22 protein-coding genes are annotated in these 19,201 nt (G+C 38.6%); 21 read left to right on the plus strand and 1 reads right to left on the minus strand.

Going from position 1 to position 19,201, the window contains the following annotated elements; all coding sequences use genetic code 11:
• The first annotated feature begins 6 nt into the window (after nt 1-6).
• The 6 genes from B0X71_RS20600 to B0X71_RS20625 all read left to right on the plus strand — a co-directional run bounded on the left by B0X71_RS20600 (nt 7) and on the right by B0X71_RS20625 (nt 4,090).
• On the plus strand, nt 7-258 hold the full coding sequence (locus B0X71_RS20600) for an AbrB/MazE/SpoVT family DNA-binding domain-containing protein (protein ID WP_198038785.1): 252 nt from the start codon (nt 7-9) through the stop codon (nt 256-258).
• A 196-nt stretch (nt 259-454) separates the two neighbouring features.
• Nucleotides 455-907, plus strand: a complete 453-nt coding sequence (locus B0X71_RS20605) for a hypothetical protein (RefSeq protein WP_077591434.1) — start codon at nt 455-457, stop codon at nt 905-907.
• A gap of 5 nt (nt 908-912) precedes the next feature.
• On the plus strand, nt 913-1,203 hold the full coding sequence (locus B0X71_RS20610; protein WP_077591435.1) for a helix-turn-helix domain-containing protein: 291 nt from the start codon (nt 913-915) through the stop codon (nt 1,201-1,203).
• A 222-nt stretch (nt 1,204-1,425) separates the two neighbouring features.
• Nucleotides 1,426-1,821, plus strand: a complete 396-nt coding sequence (locus B0X71_RS20615; RefSeq protein WP_077591436.1) for a hypothetical protein — start codon at nt 1,426-1,428, stop codon at nt 1,819-1,821.
• A 141-nt stretch (nt 1,822-1,962) separates the two neighbouring features.
• Nucleotides 1,963-2,481, plus strand: coding sequence for a hypothetical protein (locus B0X71_RS20620; RefSeq protein ID WP_077591437.1), 519 nt, complete (start codon nt 1,963-1,965; stop codon nt 2,479-2,481).
• Complete coding sequence (locus tag B0X71_RS20625) at nt 2,471-4,090, plus strand: restriction endonuclease FokI C-terminal domain-containing protein (protein WP_077591438.1); 1,620 nt, start codon at nt 2,471-2,473, stop codon at nt 4,088-4,090. Before B0X71_RS20620 ends, B0X71_RS20625 begins: the two co-directional genes overlap by 11 nt.
• 33 nt (nt 4,091-4,123) lie before the next feature.
• Here the strand turns inward: B0X71_RS20625 and B0X71_RS20630 are convergent, their stop codons facing one another.
• Nucleotides 4,124-4,546, minus strand: coding sequence for a very short patch repair endonuclease (locus B0X71_RS20630; RefSeq protein ID WP_077591439.1), 423 nt, complete (start codon nt 4,544-4,546; stop codon nt 4,124-4,126).
• 197 nt (nt 4,547-4,743) lie between these two features.
• Here B0X71_RS20630 and B0X71_RS20635 point away from each other — a divergent pair, with 197 nt between their 5' ends.
• The 15 genes from B0X71_RS20635 (at nt 4,744) to B0X71_RS20705 (ending at nt 19,198) form a co-directional block, all read left to right on the plus strand.
• The gene (locus B0X71_RS20635; RefSeq protein WP_077591440.1) at nt 4,744-5,895 is read left to right on the plus strand and encodes a DNA cytosine methyltransferase; all 1,152 of its coding nucleotides are present in this window, start codon (nt 4,744-4,746) and stop codon (nt 5,893-5,895) included.
• A 209-nt stretch (nt 5,896-6,104) separates the two neighbouring features.
• Nucleotides 6,105-6,338 (plus strand): hypothetical protein, encoded by a 234-nt coding sequence (locus tag B0X71_RS20640; protein WP_077591441.1) that lies wholly within the window; start codon nt 6,105-6,107, stop codon nt 6,336-6,338.
• A gap of 16 nt (nt 6,339-6,354) precedes the next feature.
• A complete protein-coding gene (locus tag B0X71_RS20645) occupies nt 6,355-8,214 on the plus strand; it encodes a hypothetical protein (RefSeq protein ID WP_077591442.1) in 1,860 nt (619 codons plus the stop codon).
• The gene (locus tag B0X71_RS20650; RefSeq protein WP_077591443.1) at nt 8,211-9,059 is read left to right on the plus strand and encodes a hypothetical protein; all 849 of its coding nucleotides are present in this window, start codon (nt 8,211-8,213) and stop codon (nt 9,057-9,059) included. Before B0X71_RS20645 ends, B0X71_RS20650 begins: the two co-directional genes overlap by 4 nt.
• Nucleotides 9,060-9,080: 21 nt before the next feature.
• On the plus strand, nt 9,081-9,845 hold the full coding sequence (locus B0X71_RS20655; protein ID WP_077591444.1) for a DUF6339 family protein: 765 nt from the start codon (nt 9,081-9,083) through the stop codon (nt 9,843-9,845).
• Between the two features lie 522 nt (nt 9,846-10,367).
• A complete protein-coding gene (locus B0X71_RS20660; protein WP_077591445.1) occupies nt 10,368-11,132 on the plus strand; it encodes an IclR family transcriptional regulator in 765 nt (254 codons plus the stop codon).
• 55 nt (nt 11,133-11,187) lie between these two features.
• Entirely contained in the window at nt 11,188-11,655 is a 468-nt protein-coding gene (locus tag B0X71_RS20665; RefSeq protein WP_077591446.1) for a RidA family protein, read from the plus strand.
• Between the two features lie 10 nt (nt 11,656-11,665).
• Complete coding sequence (locus B0X71_RS20670; RefSeq protein ID WP_077591447.1) at nt 11,666-12,613, plus strand: sugar kinase; 948 nt, start codon at nt 11,666-11,668, stop codon at nt 12,611-12,613.
• Nucleotides 12,614-12,624: 11 nt separating this feature from the next.
• Entirely contained in the window at nt 12,625-13,245 is a 621-nt protein-coding gene (locus B0X71_RS20675) for a bifunctional 4-hydroxy-2-oxoglutarate aldolase/2-dehydro-3-deoxy-phosphogluconate aldolase (RefSeq protein ID WP_077591448.1), read from the plus strand.
• A 15-nt stretch (nt 13,246-13,260) separates the two neighbouring features.
• On the plus strand, nt 13,261-13,584 hold the full coding sequence (locus B0X71_RS20680) for a hypothetical protein (protein ID WP_077591449.1): 324 nt from the start codon (nt 13,261-13,263) through the stop codon (nt 13,582-13,584).
• A gap of 21 nt (nt 13,585-13,605) precedes the next feature.
• Nucleotides 13,606-15,099: a sodium:solute symporter family protein gene (locus B0X71_RS20685; RefSeq protein ID WP_198038786.1), complete on the plus strand. Its 1,494-nt coding sequence runs from the start codon at nt 13,606-13,608 to the stop codon at nt 15,097-15,099.
• 30 nt (nt 15,100-15,129) lie between these two features.
• The gene (locus B0X71_RS20690) at nt 15,130-16,149 is read left to right on the plus strand and encodes a Gfo/Idh/MocA family protein (protein WP_077591451.1); all 1,020 of its coding nucleotides are present in this window, start codon (nt 15,130-15,132) and stop codon (nt 16,147-16,149) included.
• Between the two features lie 3 nt (nt 16,150-16,152).
• Nucleotides 16,153-16,881: an MBL fold metallo-hydrolase gene (locus tag B0X71_RS20695; RefSeq protein WP_077591452.1), complete on the plus strand. Its 729-nt coding sequence runs from the start codon at nt 16,153-16,155 to the stop codon at nt 16,879-16,881.
• Between the two features lie 18 nt (nt 16,882-16,899).
• Nucleotides 16,900-18,078, plus strand: a complete 1,179-nt coding sequence (locus B0X71_RS20700; RefSeq protein WP_077591453.1) for a M20 family metallopeptidase — start codon at nt 16,900-16,902, stop codon at nt 18,076-18,078.
• Between the two features lie 10 nt (nt 18,079-18,088).
• A complete protein-coding gene (locus B0X71_RS20705; protein WP_077591454.1) occupies nt 18,089-19,198 on the plus strand; it encodes an aminotransferase class V-fold PLP-dependent enzyme in 1,110 nt (369 codons plus the stop codon).
• Nucleotides 19,199-19,201: the final 3 nt, after the last annotated feature.

The following is a 19,201-nucleotide window of genomic DNA, read 5'->3' on the forward strand; positions in this document are numbered from 1 at the left end:
CAGCTCGTGCATACTAAAAAGATTAACGAGTCAGGACGGGTCGTTATCCCTAAAGAGTTATTGAAAATCTTCCAGCTGCAGGAAGGCGATTATGTCGATATTACACATAATGAAACGCAAATTATTATTGAACCGCACAGGAACCATTATGTTTGCGCCATTACCGGTAAAATCACCAGTGAAGCGATTAAGGTTGGAGAAGCTTGGATCAGTAAAGAGGGTATGAAGGAGATCATGGCGTATATGAGCGGGGAATGAAGGGGAGGGAGTTTGATTAACTCAAACTTCCTCTTTTCATTTCAATTTTGTCTACAACAGAATGGTGAAAACCGGTCTTATACGTGTGATAAGATTTATCGATATGGTTTATCTTCAAGAATCGGTTGAAATAAAGAAAGGAGTTTAAAATGACTTAAATTATTAGACATTTTAAGTCATTTTGAGTATACTACATATGACAATAGTTATTTTCTCAAAAACACTCGACAGAAGAAATCAAGTTTTCCCGTTCATTGAAAAACTATCTGCTAAAGATCCGGATTTAGGAATTTTGATTTTCCAAGGGTTTCAGGATTTAGAAGAAGCTCCTGAAGAGACATTTCCTTTAGGGGAAACAGAACCCTATTTCGTTACGCGAATACGGCGGGGGAGAGAAGTACAGGTGGAATTGGTCAAACGGCTCTCAGAACCGCGCATTTTTGAAATGAAAGCGGATCAGGGAAGAGAATATCACCGATTCATTTACTTTCCATATATCTATCGGGATGAACCGGCTTATGTCTTCGTTTATGGCTTTACGAAAATTCACGGGAAACCGGATCTGACCAATTTCTACATGAGGAAAGCAAAGGAACTATATGATTACTTGAAACGGACTAATCGGGAAGAAGAATTTTTTGAGGGGTGATAGAAATGCCAACGTTAAACGATTTGAGAAAAAGCTTATCCCAGAACAGCGGAATTAAGAACACATTTGAGAGCCCTGAATATGCTCGAAGCCGCGTGGTTTTTAAAAAACGGATGGAATTAGGGCTATCACAAATGGAACTTGCAGAGAAGGCCCAGGTGACTCAAAAAACCATCAGCCGCATCGAAGGAGCTGATGAAGGAATTAGAGAATCAACAATAAGAAAAGTTCATCTAGCTTTAGGAATTAGTGAAGATGATACCCCTACTGCCAAAAGATATGTATTGCATCGTTAGGATCGAAAGCTCTAAAAAGAGTAAACTTTCTAGCGAAAAAGGTCGCCAGTTGGTGACCTTTTTGAATGACGAAATTTGAAAAGCCTACCGAAAGAGAGTTATTTATTGCTATAGACAGTAGGGGATTGTTTAAATTAATATTTGTAGCGTTACTATAGAATTGAGGAATAGGTTATCATTGAGAACAAAGGCAATAAAATTAGCTTCTATTGAGGTGGAAATATGGATTCTATTACTAAAGAAATACAAGTTTACATAGTTGGATTTGATATGGAGAAAATGAACCCTTTTGCAAAAATAGAAAAGATACCTTCATCAACCGGTCCAGCACAAATGAAGAAAATCAACACCATACTTGAGTGTGAAGGCATCGATATCGTCGACTATAGTGATGATATTGCCATAACCGTAAGTGATCGTGGAATGTTTACAGAAGGAAAATCAGTTTTCGAAGTTATAACACCTGATGATACTGTGTTGCGTTTAGCAGGAACGCTCCTCTTTGCAAAAAATACATATACAGCTGACAGTGTCAATTTAGGAGAATTAAGCTCAACAGAAATCCGTGATTTAGCAGAAAATCTTAAAATTAAAGTCATTGGAGTTATAAGAGACTAATTTCATTGCAGAAAAGAAAACAGAAATATAAATGAAATAAAAAAATCAAACAGAAGCAAGAAATGACCTTATTAGGTCACTTCTTGCTTCTGTTTATGATTTATTGTTTATAACAAGGCCTAATAAATAGAGAAAAGAGGAATGCTTATCAACGTTCCCGTTATTCAAAAAATGATCAAAAAAGCTGCGATATACCAGCTGATGACGAATTTTGATGAAAAATTAAAATCGGAAGAAGTTCAGCTGACCCACAGAGACTTAAGCGACGGAACCGGAAGAGCTGAAACTTGGTTTAACAATTCTTTCCGCAATGCGGAAGACCTTCGGATTTCTTCTTTTCTTCGGATTCTTGCAGTCGCTAATGAAAGCCATAAAGACAAAACAGAGACTGAAATTGACGGGGACTTTCTTTCTGCCATCTTTACTTCAGAAGTGTTTCAAACTGCAACCGCGATCAACGGTGTGGCGATGGAAAACGATGCTCATCTCTTCGATTTTGTTCAGTCCGAAGAGAAGCTGTTTCAAGACCTGGTCGCCTATTGGGGAATTTTAAGCGCTAATAACAAGCTGGATGAAGCTGAAGAAGAAGCATTGAAAGAAATTCAGACAATCTTGAGCACAAACAGCGATTCAGAGCAGGAGGAAGACAATGAGCAATGAAAGAAAAGTATGGTTTATTACCCGCCCGGAACGCGATCCTAAGTTCCATGAGGATGCACTGCGCTCCCTGCAGACAGCAACAAATAATTTCACTGAAAAGTGGTCAGGGGAACGTGCTCTGCATAAGCGCTACGAAGAAGTGCTGGCGAATGATGGACTGAAAAGGCAAAATATCAGCAATGACGGTTCCGGCGGCCGAACATGGGCTGCCATGCTCCGGACTTTCTGCTATGTATATATCGACAATACCGGAAAATTGAAGCCGACGAAAGCTGGTTTGGCTCTGCTGGCAGGAGAGAATATCCGCAAAAACGTGGCAAAGCAGATTCTAACATTGCAGATCCCGAATGCCTATTTCTTAGACAGCGGATTTCGTCCGAAATTTGAGCCGGATTTCCATATTCGCCCTGCCCGTTTTTTGATTCGCTTGGTGAACCAGAAGGAACTGGATTACTACATCACTAAAGAAGAGATTGTGTTCTTTGCGCTGACAGCCCGTCAGGATAATGAACTTTTGAGTGTAACCGAGAAAATTAAACAATTTCGTGCGATGGATGCTTTTGCGAAAGAGGAAATGAAAAAGCAGATTGCAGCTGACTTTGAACATCGGGAACGATCTGATAAAGCTGCGCGCGACTTTTCGGCTGCCCACGGGGATGTGGCGCATACATTTATGATGCTGTGCGATTATACCGAGCTGGCAGATTATGTCCGAGGGGATGCGCTGCGGATTCCAGCTGAAAAACAAGCGAGCACAGCTCAGAAGCTGGCTGAACTGGATGCGCGGTATCCGTTCAGCAAGCGCTATCTGATCTCACCGGAACGCTTTGCAGAACATGCCGGATTGGATGTGGACAGTTATAAAGCGAGTTCTTACGGTTCAATTATACCGGCATCGAACTCAGCGAAAAGTCTGCGCATGGTTCATCAGCTCTTAGCAGATTATCCTTTGATTCAGACAATGACAGAAGAGGAAATTACAAATATTCTGAAGCAGAAGCTGACGGAAAGAGAAGCTCAAAAATACGCAGCGTTATTAGCGGACCCTCATTATTCGGCTCTGAACGAAGATTTTGTTGAATCGTATTTAAATGAAGAAAATGACCGGACCTTTGAAGATAAAACCGCTGAAGTATTAAAGGCAGTAGGTTTTGATGTGGAATTACGTCCGAAATCAGCCGGGGAGAACGTGCAAACTCAAATCGAGATTCTAGTCCATACAGATGAGGAAAATATCTGTATTATCGATGCTAAAATGTATCGGCCAAAGTTTCCTCTTTCAGCAAATCTAGCCTCTCATATGGGTTCCGAATATCTGCCGAACTATCAAGGCTACAAAGGAAAGAACGTTTCTTCATTTGGTTATGTAACCGTAAGCGAATGGAGTGGAGAGCGTAACCTGAAAAAAATCACGGAGAAAGCCAGCGTTACGATCCCTGGCAGTAATATTCAAGGCGCTCTAATAACAGCAAATGCATTGCTGGGCTTCCTGGATTACTGTCTCGATAACGAAATTGAAATTGAAGAAAGAAAGCGCCTGTTACTGTCTTGTTTTACGAACAAGGGATATCGAACCGTTGCAGACATGCTGCGCTCTGATAATCAATAACGAGAAAAAGCAAAAAGCCAAAGAAATTCTTCTTCAGGAAGAATGCTCTTTGGCTTTTTGGATAAATTGAGCCAGTTCTTCAGTTGTCTTTTCCAAATCCTCCTTCACCTGATGCTCCCAGATCCTTTTGATGAACCAGCCTTTTTCCTTGTAATACGCTGTTACTTCCCTGTCTCTTTCTTTATTTCTGGCAAGCTTTTTCGTCCAATAATCCTGATTGCTTTTTGGCTGATTGCCGTGAATTTCGCAGGCATGCCAGAAACAGGAGTCGATAAAAATAACGACTTTATACTTCTTTATGGAAATATCAGGTTTGCCGAACAGTGTCCGGTCATTTTTCCGAAAGCGATAGCCTTTGTTCCAAAGCAAGCGTGAAACCTTATTTTCCAGTTTTGACTGAGACCGGATGGCCTGCATATTTTTTCGGCGCTGTTCTTTGGTCATTGTATCTGCCATAGTTTACCCCTCGCTTTGCAATTACTATTCCCGGTAAGCTCTGTGATACACCAAATAAATTGATAACCTTCACTTAGAATAAACTGACATAAGGGCAGGGGGCTGCTTTTTTTTGCATTACCGTGTACAATAAATAGCATAGAGGTATGCAAGAACATACTTTCGTGTAAAACTAGCCACTAAGGAGCGATTTTCATATGATATTTAAAAAAGGCGAACTTTTTAACGGTCCAGGCGGGCTAAGTTTAGCAGCAAAAAACGCACAGGTTATTCATCCGAAAACAGGAGAAGAGTTTCGAATCGAGCATCTTTGGTCAAACGATTACGATGCTACAGCATGTGAAACCTTCCGGCTAAATATATGCGAAAATCCTGACGATCCATCTGTCCATTGGGGGCCTGTCGAAGACTTGCCGATCGGCGATAAATCCATTCTTGGGGATATCGATTGTTTTGCTTTCGGTTTTCCGTGCAATGACTACAGTATAGTAGGGGAATCACGCGGACTGGAAGGAAAATTTGGGCCGCTATATTCATATGGTGTTAAAGTTTTAAAAGATTATCAGCCAAAGTTTTTTGTAGCTGAGAATGTCGGGGGACTTCAAAGCGCCAATGAAGGAAAAGCCTTTATTCAAATCCTGACGGAACTGGAAGACTGCGGTTACAAGCTGACACCTCATTTATACAAGTTTCAGGAATACGGTGTACCGCAGGCAAGACACCGCATTATCATTGTCGGCATCCGAAATGATTTGACTGAACAGGGAATCGAATTTAAAGTGCCGGCTCCAACTACACTTGCTTCAACCGACTATAAAACGGCATCTGAAGCTATTTTGAATCCGCCAATACCAGAAGATGCGCCGAACCACGATATGCCGAAACATACGGCCAAAGTAAAGGAAATGCTGAGCTACATACCGCCGGGCAGCAACGCCTGGTATCCGGGAATTCCTGAACATTTACAGCTGAAAGTAAAAGGCGCGCGAATGAGTTCTATCTATAAGCGTTTAGATCCAGACCGTCCGGCATACACGGTGACGGGAAGCGGCGGCGGCGGCACGCATATGTACCACTGGGATGAACTGCGTGCTTTAACGAACCGTGAACGTGCTCGTCTACAGACTTTTCCGGATGACTTCGTATTTGCTGGAAGCAAAGAAGCTGTTCGAAAACAGATCGGAATGGCTGTACCTCCGCTTGGCGCACAGGTTGTGTTTGAAGCTATCTTAAAGTCATTTGCAGGAATTGAATATGATTACGTAGAACCAGCACCGAAGCTTCAGCTTGAAAATCTTCGGGGGAAAAAGAAAGTCACCATTAAAGAAGTAGTAGCAAATATAATTTAGTAAAAGAGAGTTTGATCTAGGAAAGGTGCAGAGATATTTTCTGCGCTTTTTTTATGGGGTTTTACAAGTGCTACAAATAACGAATTAATATTTATATTAACTATAAGTACAACAAATAATTACATATTTTTAATATATTTAAATATATCAATTATATAGTTTGTAATTTGTTTTTTTATATGCTATTTTTATGTGAAGGAGTGGTTAATATGAATGAAAAACAAGAAAAATTGATGAAGTTTGAAAGAATAGCAGAAAAAAGAGTTTCTGATGTATTGAAAAAAATGCAGTTGATTGGAAATTTAGCTAATAAAAATAACTATGAGTATACAGATAAGCATGTTAAGCAAATTATTGACTCTCTAGAAAATGAATTGAAGGTACTGAAAAACAAGTTTGCTGAAGGAAGCAGTGAAAAAACTACTGAATTTAAATTTAAGTGATAGGAGGATGATTAAATTGACTGATATCAAATGGGAATCAGCTGAGAATACTGAGAATTCTAAGAGTGGATTAAATCATGCAGGAATGGAAAACTTTAAAGACGATCCTTTATTTCATGTTCCACGAGAGTTAACACAAGATACTTTAGATGCTAAAAATACAGATGCAGAAGGACCAGTACGCATAGTCTTCGAAGAATTAAAAATTAACAAAAAAGAGTTGGAAAAATTCGAAGACATTATCGATCGATTTAAGGCTATAAGAGATACATGGCCCGATCAAAAAACTAAAAGTCACTTTGATAGAATGGTAATAGAATTTCAAGAGGAAAGAGATCTGCGTGTTTTGGCTGTAAGAGACTACAACACGATAGGTTTAAGCCATGTAATTCAAGATAATGAAGAGCAAGATAGTGGTTGGGAAGCCCTAGTTAAAAGTAGTGGGTATTCTAAGAAACCTATTGGTTCCAACGGTACTAGGGGTTTAGGAAAACATGCGCCTTATTTAGCTTCTAAGTACAGCATGGTTTTTTATAACACTTTGAATATTTCCGAAGAAATTGGATTTCAAGGTGTAGCCAAGCTTGCAACATATAGAATGGATGGAAAAAAATATCGCGAAAATATTTATTATGGAAATCCAACTGATTTTTCTCCAATAACAGAAAAATCTAAGATTCCTAATCATTTCAGAAGAAGTGAAATTGGAACTGATAAGTTTATTATAGGATTCAATTTCGATGAATCTTGGAAAAACCGCTTTATCGAAGTAATTGTTGAAAATTTCATGTGGGCAATATTTGAAGGTAAGCTAGTAGTAACGATCGCAGGATTAGAAATTAATCAAGAGAATCTGGGCGAAGTTATTGCTTCCATTGAAGTACCAGAAGAGAGGGAACATTCTGTTGCATTCGAACATTACTCCGCTTTAACAGCAGGAATAAAGGCTGAATATGAATTTGAGTTAAAAGGTACTAAAGAAAAACAAAAGGTTGAGCTTTATCTCTTGAAAAATGAAAGTTTTAACAATAGCGTTTCAATGAATCGCAGTTCGGGGATGAAGATCTTTGACAAGACTAATTTCCGAAGAGTGCCTGCCAGATTTTCAGGTTTTTTTGTAATCAGAGGAGAAAAATTAAATGAATTACTATCAGAAACTGAAACTGCTACTCACAAAGGCTGGCACCCGGACTTAGGAAAACATTTAGATAGCGAAACTCTACAAAAGAACAGTGAAATTAATAGTATTATAAAAAAAATTGATAAGTGGATCTCTAGAGAAATTCATGGCTTGGCTCCGAAATTGAAAAAAGACGTAATTGATTTGAGAGGAATTGAAAATATTCTTCCTCAGGTTGGAGATCAGATGGACCCTGTAACAAATATCGATAATACGTCCACTCCAGAAAAATTAAAATCAATTAAATTTGTCTCTCATAAATTTAAACACAAAGAGCCTTTAAGTAACATAAGTCCTGATAAACCAAAGAAACCTAATAAACCAGACAAGCCAGATAAACCAGACAATCCTAGAACACCAGATCGACCTGGTGCTTCAACTAACCCCAAGAGACAGGCACAGATTTCTACATTTCGTTTTATTAAAGATGCGAAACAGCCTAATAATTATAAATTAATTATCGTACCAAGCAAAAGTGGCGAAATTGATTTGAAAATTCAAGCAAAGGGTGAAAATGGGAAGGTCTCTGAAATTAGTATCAAATTATTTGAAGAGATCATTAATGACCAGAAAGTTGAAATTACACCAGTAGAAAACACTATTAAAAAGTTGAGACTAGATAAAGATACCAGACATATTTTTTCTGTCACTATATATGAAGCTGCTACTTATGCATTGGAGATGAAAACTTTATGAAAATAAGACAGATTTCATATCCGCATCCTGTTCTCGCTTCATTTAACGATGACTATACTCGAAGCAGTTTTGAAGCTTCAATCGATTATAAAATAGGTGAAACTTCTACCGCTTTTAAAATAGCCTATGATTTAAAAAATACAGGCATCGAAAATTTAATTACCACGGGTCAAGCTATTTTTGTTACTCATCTAGAATGTGATAGCAGCATGTATCGGGAAGCTTTTTCTTCGAACAGTACTAGCTCAGAATTTGAGGTGCTTAATCGAAAACTTAGTAAACAGGTAGATGTTACCTTTATGATTGTTGCAGTTGCTGAAATTGAAAACTATAAAAATGACTTATTACATGAAGATTATGAAGAATCGTTAATAGAATTTAATAAGGGGACTTTTATTGCCGTTCATCAAGGCGGTACGTTAATTTTAGAGAAAGATCCTCTTGTACCAGCTAAATCAATTTTTAATATTATTCCCTCTGATGAGAAGGATGCTCCCAAATACTCAGTTGGATTGAATGACGATACCATTAGTATTTTATTGCCAAGAGCAACGTACAATACTATCGAGGAATTATCTCGACGGGAAGAAGTAAATCCACTGCTAATATCAATGTATTACTTACCTGCTCTAATGGAAGCTTTAATTATAGTTGTTGAGGAAGATAGTAAGAGCGAGGATCATTTTGAAGATTTCGAATGGTATAAATCATTAGAATTGCATCTGCAAAGAATGAACTTAAGCGATAGTAAAGTAGAGGAATTAGGATTAGCTTCAATTTCAAATATGGTACTAGCTGAAGTATTTGATAAGGCTATAGATTCCTTGAGCTCTATCTATTTATGATAAAGAAGGGAAGATGATCTGATGTCCCAATTTTACCTGAACCAAAAGAAATATTTAGAGTTGCAACAACAAATCGAAGAGAATACAGACTTATATTATTCGGATAATTCATGGTTAGCAGAAGAACTAGGTATCAAGGAAAGAAATAGAGCAAATCTCATTGTTAGCAATGAATCAAATCCTAGTTTAGATGACCTGGAAAATGCAATTAAACTCCACAAAACATATATTGATTTACCATACAGTCTAGCATCAGATGGGAATTTTTGGAGTTTACTCGCTCATACAGAATATTGGGATTATATGCGAGCACGATGGCCAGTAGAAAAAGCTCGAAAAGATCAACTTATGTTTATTGGCAGGCGTTATTTTTTCAAAGAGAAAGGACGTGCCCGAAATGGTTTAGCCAGGTTATGGTGGTTTGCAGAACTAAGTTATGAGGGTGATTCAGAAGACCCTTACCACTTCACTAGGTTAATGTTGCAAGACCAAGATCTAGCTGGGCAAATTATTGAAAATGCTCACCTATCTAGAAATAGGTTTGCCTTAAAAGCATTATTTAATCTTTTAAATTATATTTCAGAGCAGGAAAGTGCTGGACGAATTAAAGAATTGACAGGTGAAATGAGACGTAAGCTGATTCGTGAAGCAGCTCAATATTTAAATCTAACAGGTGCAGTAGAGCTATGGGACATTTTAAGTATCGATGAGGCAGGGAAAAAACTGGAACAATGGGTAGATAAATACCTTGATAAGTTAAATATGCATGTCTCACAGAAGGTGTAAATACTTAATATAGAAATACCCTCTCAGAAACGATCGTTTTTGAGAGGTAGAGAAGAAGATTGAAATCTTCTTCTCTTTCACTTTGGTTTTGTTTTAAAACTCATCTCAAAAACAATTTACCAAAAAGATAGATACAGCGGTTGTTTGACTGCCTTCACTGTCTGTGACAATTAAGAAATGCATAAAATGGCAGTGTAGTTTTTGAATAGTCTTCGCTTTACATAGAGAAGCAGAATAAGTGACGGAGACAGTTTAGGCTCAATGCCTTAAAAAACCCACGGCGCTTGCCTTTTCATGAAGAATTGCCTGCAGAGGCTCTATGTCAAGCGGCAATTCGGTATACATAATGCAATCTAACCGACTAGTAAATACACCGCCCTTCACCAAAAGAGTTGATTGCTAAAACATTCACCTCATTGAGAAATACAGAAGAAGTTTTTACGTCTTCTTGACATTCCAATAATAGTCTTATAAAATTTAAAAATAATTAAAATATTGTTTTAATTATTAAAAGGTGGTGCCATGGGAAATTCTTTGCGTAATACATCAGCAGTAAAAGTTCTTCGGATTCTCGAAGAGATTGTTAAGAATGAAAATGGATTAGGAGTTACAGAATTAGCAAATAATCTAGATTTGAATAAGAGTACTACGTATCGATTTCTTGCTACTTTGGAAGAAGAGGGCTATTTGGAACAAAATTCTAGTACTGAAAATTATGTTATTGGTACAAAGTTGTTTGAGTTTTCATCGAAAGTGGTTAATCAAACGAACTGGACAAAAGCCATTCATCCTTATCTCTTATCACTTAAGAGCAAAATTCAAGAAACAGTCCATTTAGGAATAGAAGATAATGGAGAAGTAGTTTATATCGACAAAGTAGAATCCGATCGTTCCATTCGCATGTATTCAAAAATCGGACGGCGCTCTCCAATCTTTTGCACTGGCGTCGGTAAAGCTATTTTGGCTTTTCTGCCACCTGCTACTCAAAAAGAAATAATTGATAACATTCCTTTCAAAAGGTTCACACCGAATACCGTCGCAAATAAAGAAGAACTTATGAAAGAGTTAAAGAAGATTAAAGCCCAAGGTTATTCCCTTGATAGGGAAGAGCATGAAGAAGGCGTAAATTGTGCAGCTGCTCCTGTTTTTAATTTTGAAGGAAAACTTTTAGGTGCAATAAGTGTGGCTGGACCTAAGTCACGAATTAATGATGAAAATTTATTAGACTTAGCTGCTACGGTAAAAGAGACTGCTACTTTGATTTCTAAAAGACTGGGCAGTCTCTAATTTTTACACATATATTAAAACAGTGTTTTAATTATTAAAACAAGGAGTGATTGTAATGGCAAAAGTAGAAGAAAAACTAAAAGCACTGGGAATTGAACTTCCAGAAGCCCCGAAACCCGCAGCTGTTTACGTTCCGGCCAAAAGATTTGGTGCGAACCTACTCTATATTTCTGGGCAAGACTGCAGAGATAATGGAGAATTGATTTATAAAGGGAAAGTAGGTTCTGATTTAACTGTCAAACAAGGGTACGAGGCTTCACGACAAACAATGATTAACACACTTGCTGTTATTAAAGCAGAGGTAGGAGATCTTGATAAAATAAAGTCTTTTGTGAAACTATTAGGGTTTGTAAATTCAGCAGATGGATTCGTAGAACAACCATATGTAATTAATGGAGCATCAGAACTTTTAGAAGAAGTGTTTGGAGAAAAAGGAAAACATGCTCGATCAGCACTTTCTGCTAATGAACTTCCTTTTAATACACCCGTAGAAATTGAGACAATCGTAGAAATCGAAGAATAGAGGTTAGATTATGGATGTAATAACGCTTGGAGAATCAATGGTGGTCTTTTCCTCTCCGAGGAATGAATCAATCGTTCAATCAACTAGCGCTTCTATATCAATTGCTGGAGCAGAGTCGAATGTGGCTACTGCTCTTGCAAGGCTCGGCCACAATGTCAAATGGTTAAGTAGGATTGGAAATGATCCATTCGGCGAAAAAATAATGCATGATTTAAACGCAGAAGGAATTAACACAGAAGATGTAGTGATTGATGAAAAATCGCCTACGGGTTTAATGTACAAACAAAAAAAGGGGATGCTGGAAACAGAAGTCCTTTACTATCGAAATCAATCAGCAGCCAGAAAAATGGATAGCCAAAATGTGAATCTCACTAGGATAGCAGAGGCTAAAATTCTTCATCTGACGGGAATAACTCCCTCTTTAAGTCACTCGTGCAAAGAAATGGTGTTAGAAGCGATTGAGATAGCCAAAAAACATAATGTGCTTATTAGTTTTGACCCGAATATTCGGTTGAAGCTTTGGGCACTGGAAGATGCAAAAGAAACACTACTTCCTATTATTAGAAAATGTGATTTTTTCTTTCCGGGCCGAGAGGAATTAAAGCAATTAATAGGGACAGATGATTTAGAAGAAACGAAAACTATTCTCTCTGACTGGGAAGTGCCTGTGACTGTTGTAAAGAATGGAGGGGAGGGAGCTTGGATCCTGGAAGAGGATACGTCTCAATTTATTCCGGCATACCAAGTTAACCATGTAGTTGATGAAGTCGGAGCAGGAGATGCTTTTGCTTCTGGCTTCTTACATGGATATTTAAACAAACGGAATTATGAAACGTGTGTGAAACTTGGTCATGCATTAGCAGCCTTCGCAGTCAGTACTGAAGGGGATACTAAGGGTTTACCAACAAAACGAGAGTTAAACTTATTTTGGGAAAAAAGTGGAACTACGATCCGGTAAGGAGGAAGAACATGATTTCGCAAATTGTGAACCAGAAAATCCTTCCGATTTTACGAGGGCTATCTGAGGAAGATGCCTTTTTCTTAATCGATGCTTTCCAAGAAGCGGGATTAAATGTATTTGAAGTTTCATTGAATCAACCAGGAAGTTTGAAATTACTGGAATCAATTAATACAAAGTTTGGAGAAACAGTTTCAGTAGGAGCAGGCACAGTGTTGACTAGAGAGATGGCTATTGAAGCAAAAAACTCTGGAGCTACCTTCTTTCTGAGTCCTAGTATATCTCATGAGGTTTTTGAAAGCGCTAGCATTCTAAATATTCCTTACATACCAGGAGCTTTAACGCCTTCTGAGATTCAGCAAGCACATCAACTGGGTGCGAAGTTAATTAAAGTGTTCCCGATTCGTCAATTGGGAGCAACTTATATTAAAGATGTTCTAGCTTCTCTAAACCACGTTGATCTTCTCGCTGTTGGAGGAGTGGACCTTCACAATACTAAAGAGCTGTTTCAAGCAGGGGTTAAGGGGGTCGGTATCGGAAGCAGTTTAGCAAAGAAAGAGTGGATCAGTAACAGAGATAAAGCACAAATTATGAGGACGTTAGAACTCTACAAAAATGAAATTCAAGAATGAAGAGGGGGAGTTAAAGTGGATTTTGGAAGTGTTTTAATACTAGGGTCAATCATCTTTTTTGCCATCCTACTTTCTGTTGGTCCCATCATGGAATTAAAAGGAAAAATATTATTTGAAAATCAAGATAAACCCCCAGTTCTAAAAGGGCGTTACGGAATGGGAGTCATGTGGTCTGGGGCCTTGCTGTTTGTTTTATCCTTGGTTCTTCGATCAGTCCTACCAGGAGATGTTGTAACTCCCTTTGTAATGGCTGGATATGGGTTATGGATTATCGGCGGAATTATAGCTGTTGCAAGAAATGAAGTGCTGGCCTTTATGGTTCCTGAAAATGAACGGTAACAAGAATAGAGGAGGATGGACATGGATATCACCATATCAACTATAGATACAATTATTATTGTTTTTTATGTCGTATTGACGTTATTTATCGGCTGGCGAGTATCGAAAGGAATCGGAGGGTTTGAAGACTTTGCAGTAGCTGGTAGAAGTTTCGGACCTTTTATGTTGGCAGCTACATTCGGCGCCACAAACTTTTCAACATGGAGTTTAGTCGGAAAGCCGGGACTAGTCTATAATGCAGGTGTTTCTATAGCTTGGATTGCGTTAAACGCCATGGCCTTGATTCTAGGTGCTGTAATTTTTGTGCCAATCTATCGGAAACTTCGGTATAACACGATGTCGGAAATCTTCGAAGACCGCTATGACGGTCGAGTAAGAGGATTGATAAGTGTTATCTGGATTTTAGCGGATACCTTTAACCGATTTGGCGTAACTATCTATGCTGCTGCCGTTATATTGGGCTTGCTTTTTGGTGTCGGTTTGCCCTGGATGATTATCGGCATCTCTCTTTTAGTAGTATTCTATACATACTTAGGGGGACTCAGATCCGTTGTTATTACTGATTCAATCCAATTTCTTTTCATGTTTGCAGGTCTTTTTATCGGAGGAATTTTCATCTTCTCAGAACTTGGAGGATGGAGTGGAGTTGTTTCGTCCGTTCCTGCAGGATTAACAGAATGGGTGCCTTCTATTGAATCGGCAAATGGCTGGCCATGGATTATTGCTATGACTTTACTAGGGTTCCCATACTTCATTACCAGTCAATTTGTTATGCAACGAGGGTTGGCTGCAAAATCTGTAAATGTTGCAAGATGGGGAATGATACTCGCTGCTGTTGTCTCTATTCCGATAGCTATTCTAGAAATACTACCTGGACTAGCAGCTCATTCTTTGCTTTCTGAAGAAGTGGTCGCAAATCTGCATCCTGACATGGTGGGACCTCAAGTTTATATCGAATTATTACCTGTTGGTATGTTGGGTATTTTCTTTGCAGCACTCCTAGCTGCAGGAATTTCAACAGCCGATTCAGCACTTTGCGGATCTTCTTCTTTGTTCACTGAGGATTTCTATAAGAAGTGGAAACCGAATAGAGATGAAGCACACTACCTTAAGGCATCACGTATTGCAACAATTGTTTTAGCAACAGCCGGAACACTTTGGGCACTCATAGTCCCTTTACTTGGTGGAGCTGTAAGCGCAATTCTTAACGTAATTGCTATAACTGATATGCCAATATTCGTTGTTGTTTGTCTGGCAATCTTCTGGCGAAAAATGAAAGCAACAGCTGCTTTGATTTCGATTCTTGCCGGTACAATAAGTGGTTTAACTGTTTCACTTATAGGAGCGGGCGGTATCCAAGGACTTGCGGTCGTAACGGCCACCAGTACTTTTGTGACGTTGGCAGTGGCAGTAGCACTTAGCTTATTCATTAGTCCTACGAATAAACATGTAGAAAAAGTGGAGAGCTTTTTTGCGAAGATTGGCAGCAGAGGTGAACAAGGCGAAAGAGTATAATCTGTTTAGAATATTATCGGAGTGATTGGGATGTCAATAGAAAACGAGGATGTAATCAATATAGCTGTTATAGGGGTTGGAGAATTCGGAATAGAACATGTAAGGACTCTCCTGTCTCTCGATGGAGTAAAGTTATTTGGAATCTGTGACCAGAATAAAAAACTTCTGAGTCGAGTAAGTGAAGAGTATGAGGTATCTAACATATATACGGATGCCGAAGAGTTACTACAGGAAAAACAATTGGATGGAGTTATTATAGCGACAGATGAAAAAAGTCACGTTCCCCTCACTCAATTAGCTGTCGCGTATGGAAAACATGTTTTGCTAGAAAAACCAATTGCAACAAACGTAGAAGCGGCTAATAAATTACTAGAGTTAGAAGAGAATAGCACTTGCTTTATCATGCCCGGACATATGCTACGTTTTGATCCGGGTTACGTAAGTGTTAACAAGGCAATAAATCAAGCCAGTATGCCTTTGCAATCATTAAAGTTGAAACGGAATGTCCCGATAGAGCGTTTTAAGCTCCATGCTCGGACTCATCCCGTTTATATGGCCCTTGCACATGACATCGACCAGTTAATATGGAATACGCAAAGTGTTCCAAAACGTATTTTTGCAATGGAAAAGAAAATTACGAATGAAGTTCAAACGCCGGGAATATTTTTTGGATTAATCGAAATGGATGATGGATTGATTTGTTCACTAGAAACTCAATGGTGCCTACCTAATGAATATGGACAGTATTTAGATGTCGAACTAGAGGGGATGTATGAGGGGGGGCACATCAAGTACCGCTATCCAGGAGATACGCTCCGAATCATGGATAGCCAAAAATTAAGTCAGCCGGATATTCAACTTTCTCCCGAGATTCATGGAACTGTCACGGGGGCTTTGAGAAATGAACTTCAATATTTCATACAGAGAATTGGAGGAAAACAACTTAAACCAGTAATTACAATGCAAGAGGCCGTTTTAGGAATAAAAATCTGTGAAGCACTTATTAAGTCTGCCGAGGGACAAAGAGAAGTTCTCTGGGAGGAGTTTTGAATTATGCAATTAACAAATAACATTTATTTAGTTGGAAGTGGGGAAATAGGGCTCTCAAATCCATATGATTGTCATGTGTACTTAGTAGATGGTGGAGATGACGCTGTCCTAATTGATGCAGGGGTAGGTATTGAATCAGACACTATTAAAAAGAACGTTGAACGATTTATATCTTGGGATAAAGTATCACGTGTTCTTTGTACTCATTCCCATGCTGACCACAGCGGTGGTGCAAAATTTTTTCAAAAAGCCGGAAAAGAAGTGTGGGTTTCAGAACAAGAAAACTTCTGGATGCAAGAAAAACAAGAAGAGGTTGAATTGGCATTAAGACTAGCTAAAAACGCAAATGCTTATCCTGAAGATTACGAATTCAAGTATTTTAAGCCGGATTCGTTAATAAAGGAAAACGAAGAGATCAAGTGCGGATCAATTAAAATCAAACCTATTCTTGTTAGAGGCCATAGTCCAGGAATGTTTTGTTACTACATTCAAAATGCAGAATCAAATGTTCTATTTTCCGGAGATGCTGTTTTCGTTAATGGCGATATCGGACTTCTAAATGCTCCTGGGTCTGGTCTTAAAGAGTACAGAGAAGATATCGGGAAGTTACAGGGTCTGAATGTGGATGCTTTATTTGCGGGACACCGCTTATTTGTACTCAAGAATGGTCAGCAACACATTCAGACAGCAATCGATCAGCTTAACAAAGTTTTTACGCCAACAACGTTTTAATAAAGAAGGTGATGGATTATGGATTGGAAATCTACAACATTCAATGTATTAAAAGAACTTATTGCCATCCCTAGTATAAACCCGGGAGATCAAGAAACGTTTTCGCATCCTTACGGTGAAAAAGCTGTAGGGGATAAACTTCTATCTTTGATAGAAAGGGAACTTCCTGACTTGACTTGTTGGAAAGAGGAAGTCCTTCCAACTCGATTCAATTGCTACGCCCATTACTTCCGAGGGGATGAATATCCGACAGTATTACTAGAAACACATCTCGATACAGTGGATGTGAAAGGGATGAATATTGACCCGTTTGTGTTGAAAGAGAAGGATGGAAAGTGGTACGGACGGGGCGCTTGCGATGCTAAAGGACAATTGACAGCAATGCTTATGGGCATAAAAAAAGCATTGGTAGAATCAAACGGATTACTACCGGTAAATATTTTGCTAGCGGCTGTCGTTGATGAAGAACACAAACATCGCGGTGTCGATTACTTGGTTAACAATGATATCAAGGCAGATGTTGCAATTGTAGGTGAACCAACTCAATTACGATTTGGCGCTTTTCATAAAGGAAGTATTCGCTTTACTGTAGAAACCAGAGGTAAGGCTGCTCACTCCTCCAATCCATGGTCAGGCGAAAACGCAATCGAAAAGATGAGTGATATAATACAAGTCCTGAAAAGAGAAGTGAAAGAGGCAACGGAAAGTATCAGTCATCCATTATGTGGAGTGAGCTCATTGAGCGTCACCCTTGTTTCCGGTGGGGAACAGGTCAATATCATTCCAACGAGTTGTTTAATTCATGTCGATCGACGCTTAAATCCTCAAGAGCAGTGGCAGCAGGTATTAAAAGATATAAAAGCAATGGTCAAAGATAAAGTGGAAGACTCTATTTGGAGAGATATAATATGGCACGATCCTTATTTAGTTGACCCGCCCTTATCCAACGAGCTTGATAATACTGCTCTTCAAGAAGTAAATCGGATAATGAAAAAAGATATTCCGAATTTTGAGTTTGTTGGACTGCAGTATGGGTGTGATGCCAGCAAAATCGAACCCGCAAATATTCCAACCTTTGTATTCGGACCTGGTAATATTGACCAAGCCCATACTGCCGAAGAATGGATAGCTGAGATTGATGTTTTAAAGGCAATCGGTATCTACTCGAACTTGTTGCAACAACTCTATAGAAATTAAAGGAGAATTTATGAATAAATTACGTCTTGCTGAGTTCAGGGAAAATATGCCGATCATCCAACAAAAACTTTATTTTGATCATGCAGCTATGTCGCCTCTTCATGATGACGTTGTGAAACGATTGAATGACTTCCATGTTTCGCGTCAAATAAACGGTCCCCAATTTCAAAAATGGTGGCAATGGGTTGAAGATACAAGGGTATTAATTGCAAATTGGCTAAACACTTCCTCTCGTCGAATTGCTTTTTTAGGAAATACTTCAGCTGGAATCAACTTAGCCGCTCAAGCTTTTCCTTTAAAAGAGGGGGATGAAGTAATAATTCCTGAACAAGAATTTCCTTCAAATGTTTATCCTTGGATCCATATTGAGAAAAACAGAGGGATTACATTAAAACAAGTAAAATACACGGACAATTGTTTAACGGCAGAACAAATCATTGCTCAAGTAACACCTAAAACAAAGCTCATAAGTGTTAGTTGGATAAGCGCTCATAATGGTAATGTAATTGATATTGAGAAGTTAGGAAGGTACTGTAAAGAGAACCGAATTTACTTTGTAGTAGATGCTATACAAGGTTTTGGGGTTAATAATTTGGATTTATCAAAAGTGCATATCGATCTGTTGGTTAGCGGATTCTATAAGTGGTCCATGGGTCCTGACGGAGTTTCCTTTATTTATGTTAACGCAGAAGTTCAAAATGAAATGAAAGTGCCTTGGATTGGTTGGGCAAGCATGACTAACCGATTTAATTATGAAGAAATTGACTACGATATAAGTATGGACGCGCGGCGTTTCGAAACCGGGAATATGAATTTCTCAGCTATTGCAGGGGTACAAGAAGCGCTTCAACTTTTACTCCCGTTCAAAGAAGAAATACACGATCGCGTTTCTTTTCTAACACGTCAACTAAGGGCAGGATTATCTACAATTCCGGGAATTCAAGTTTCATCACCCAATAATCTTTATTCGGGTATTACTCTATTCCAGGGAAAAGACAAAAGCCAGTTCGAGGAAGAAAATATTACTGTAAACTTTCGTTCAGGCGTTCGGGTTTCTCCACATTTTTATAATTTGGAAGCAGAGATCGATCTGTTTCTGAATAAAATGGATATGATGTGAAAA

The organism is Planococcus lenghuensis (assembly GCF_001999905.1).
Lineage (GTDB): Bacteria > Bacillota > Bacilli > Bacillales_A > Planococcaceae > Indiicoccus > Indiicoccus lenghuensis.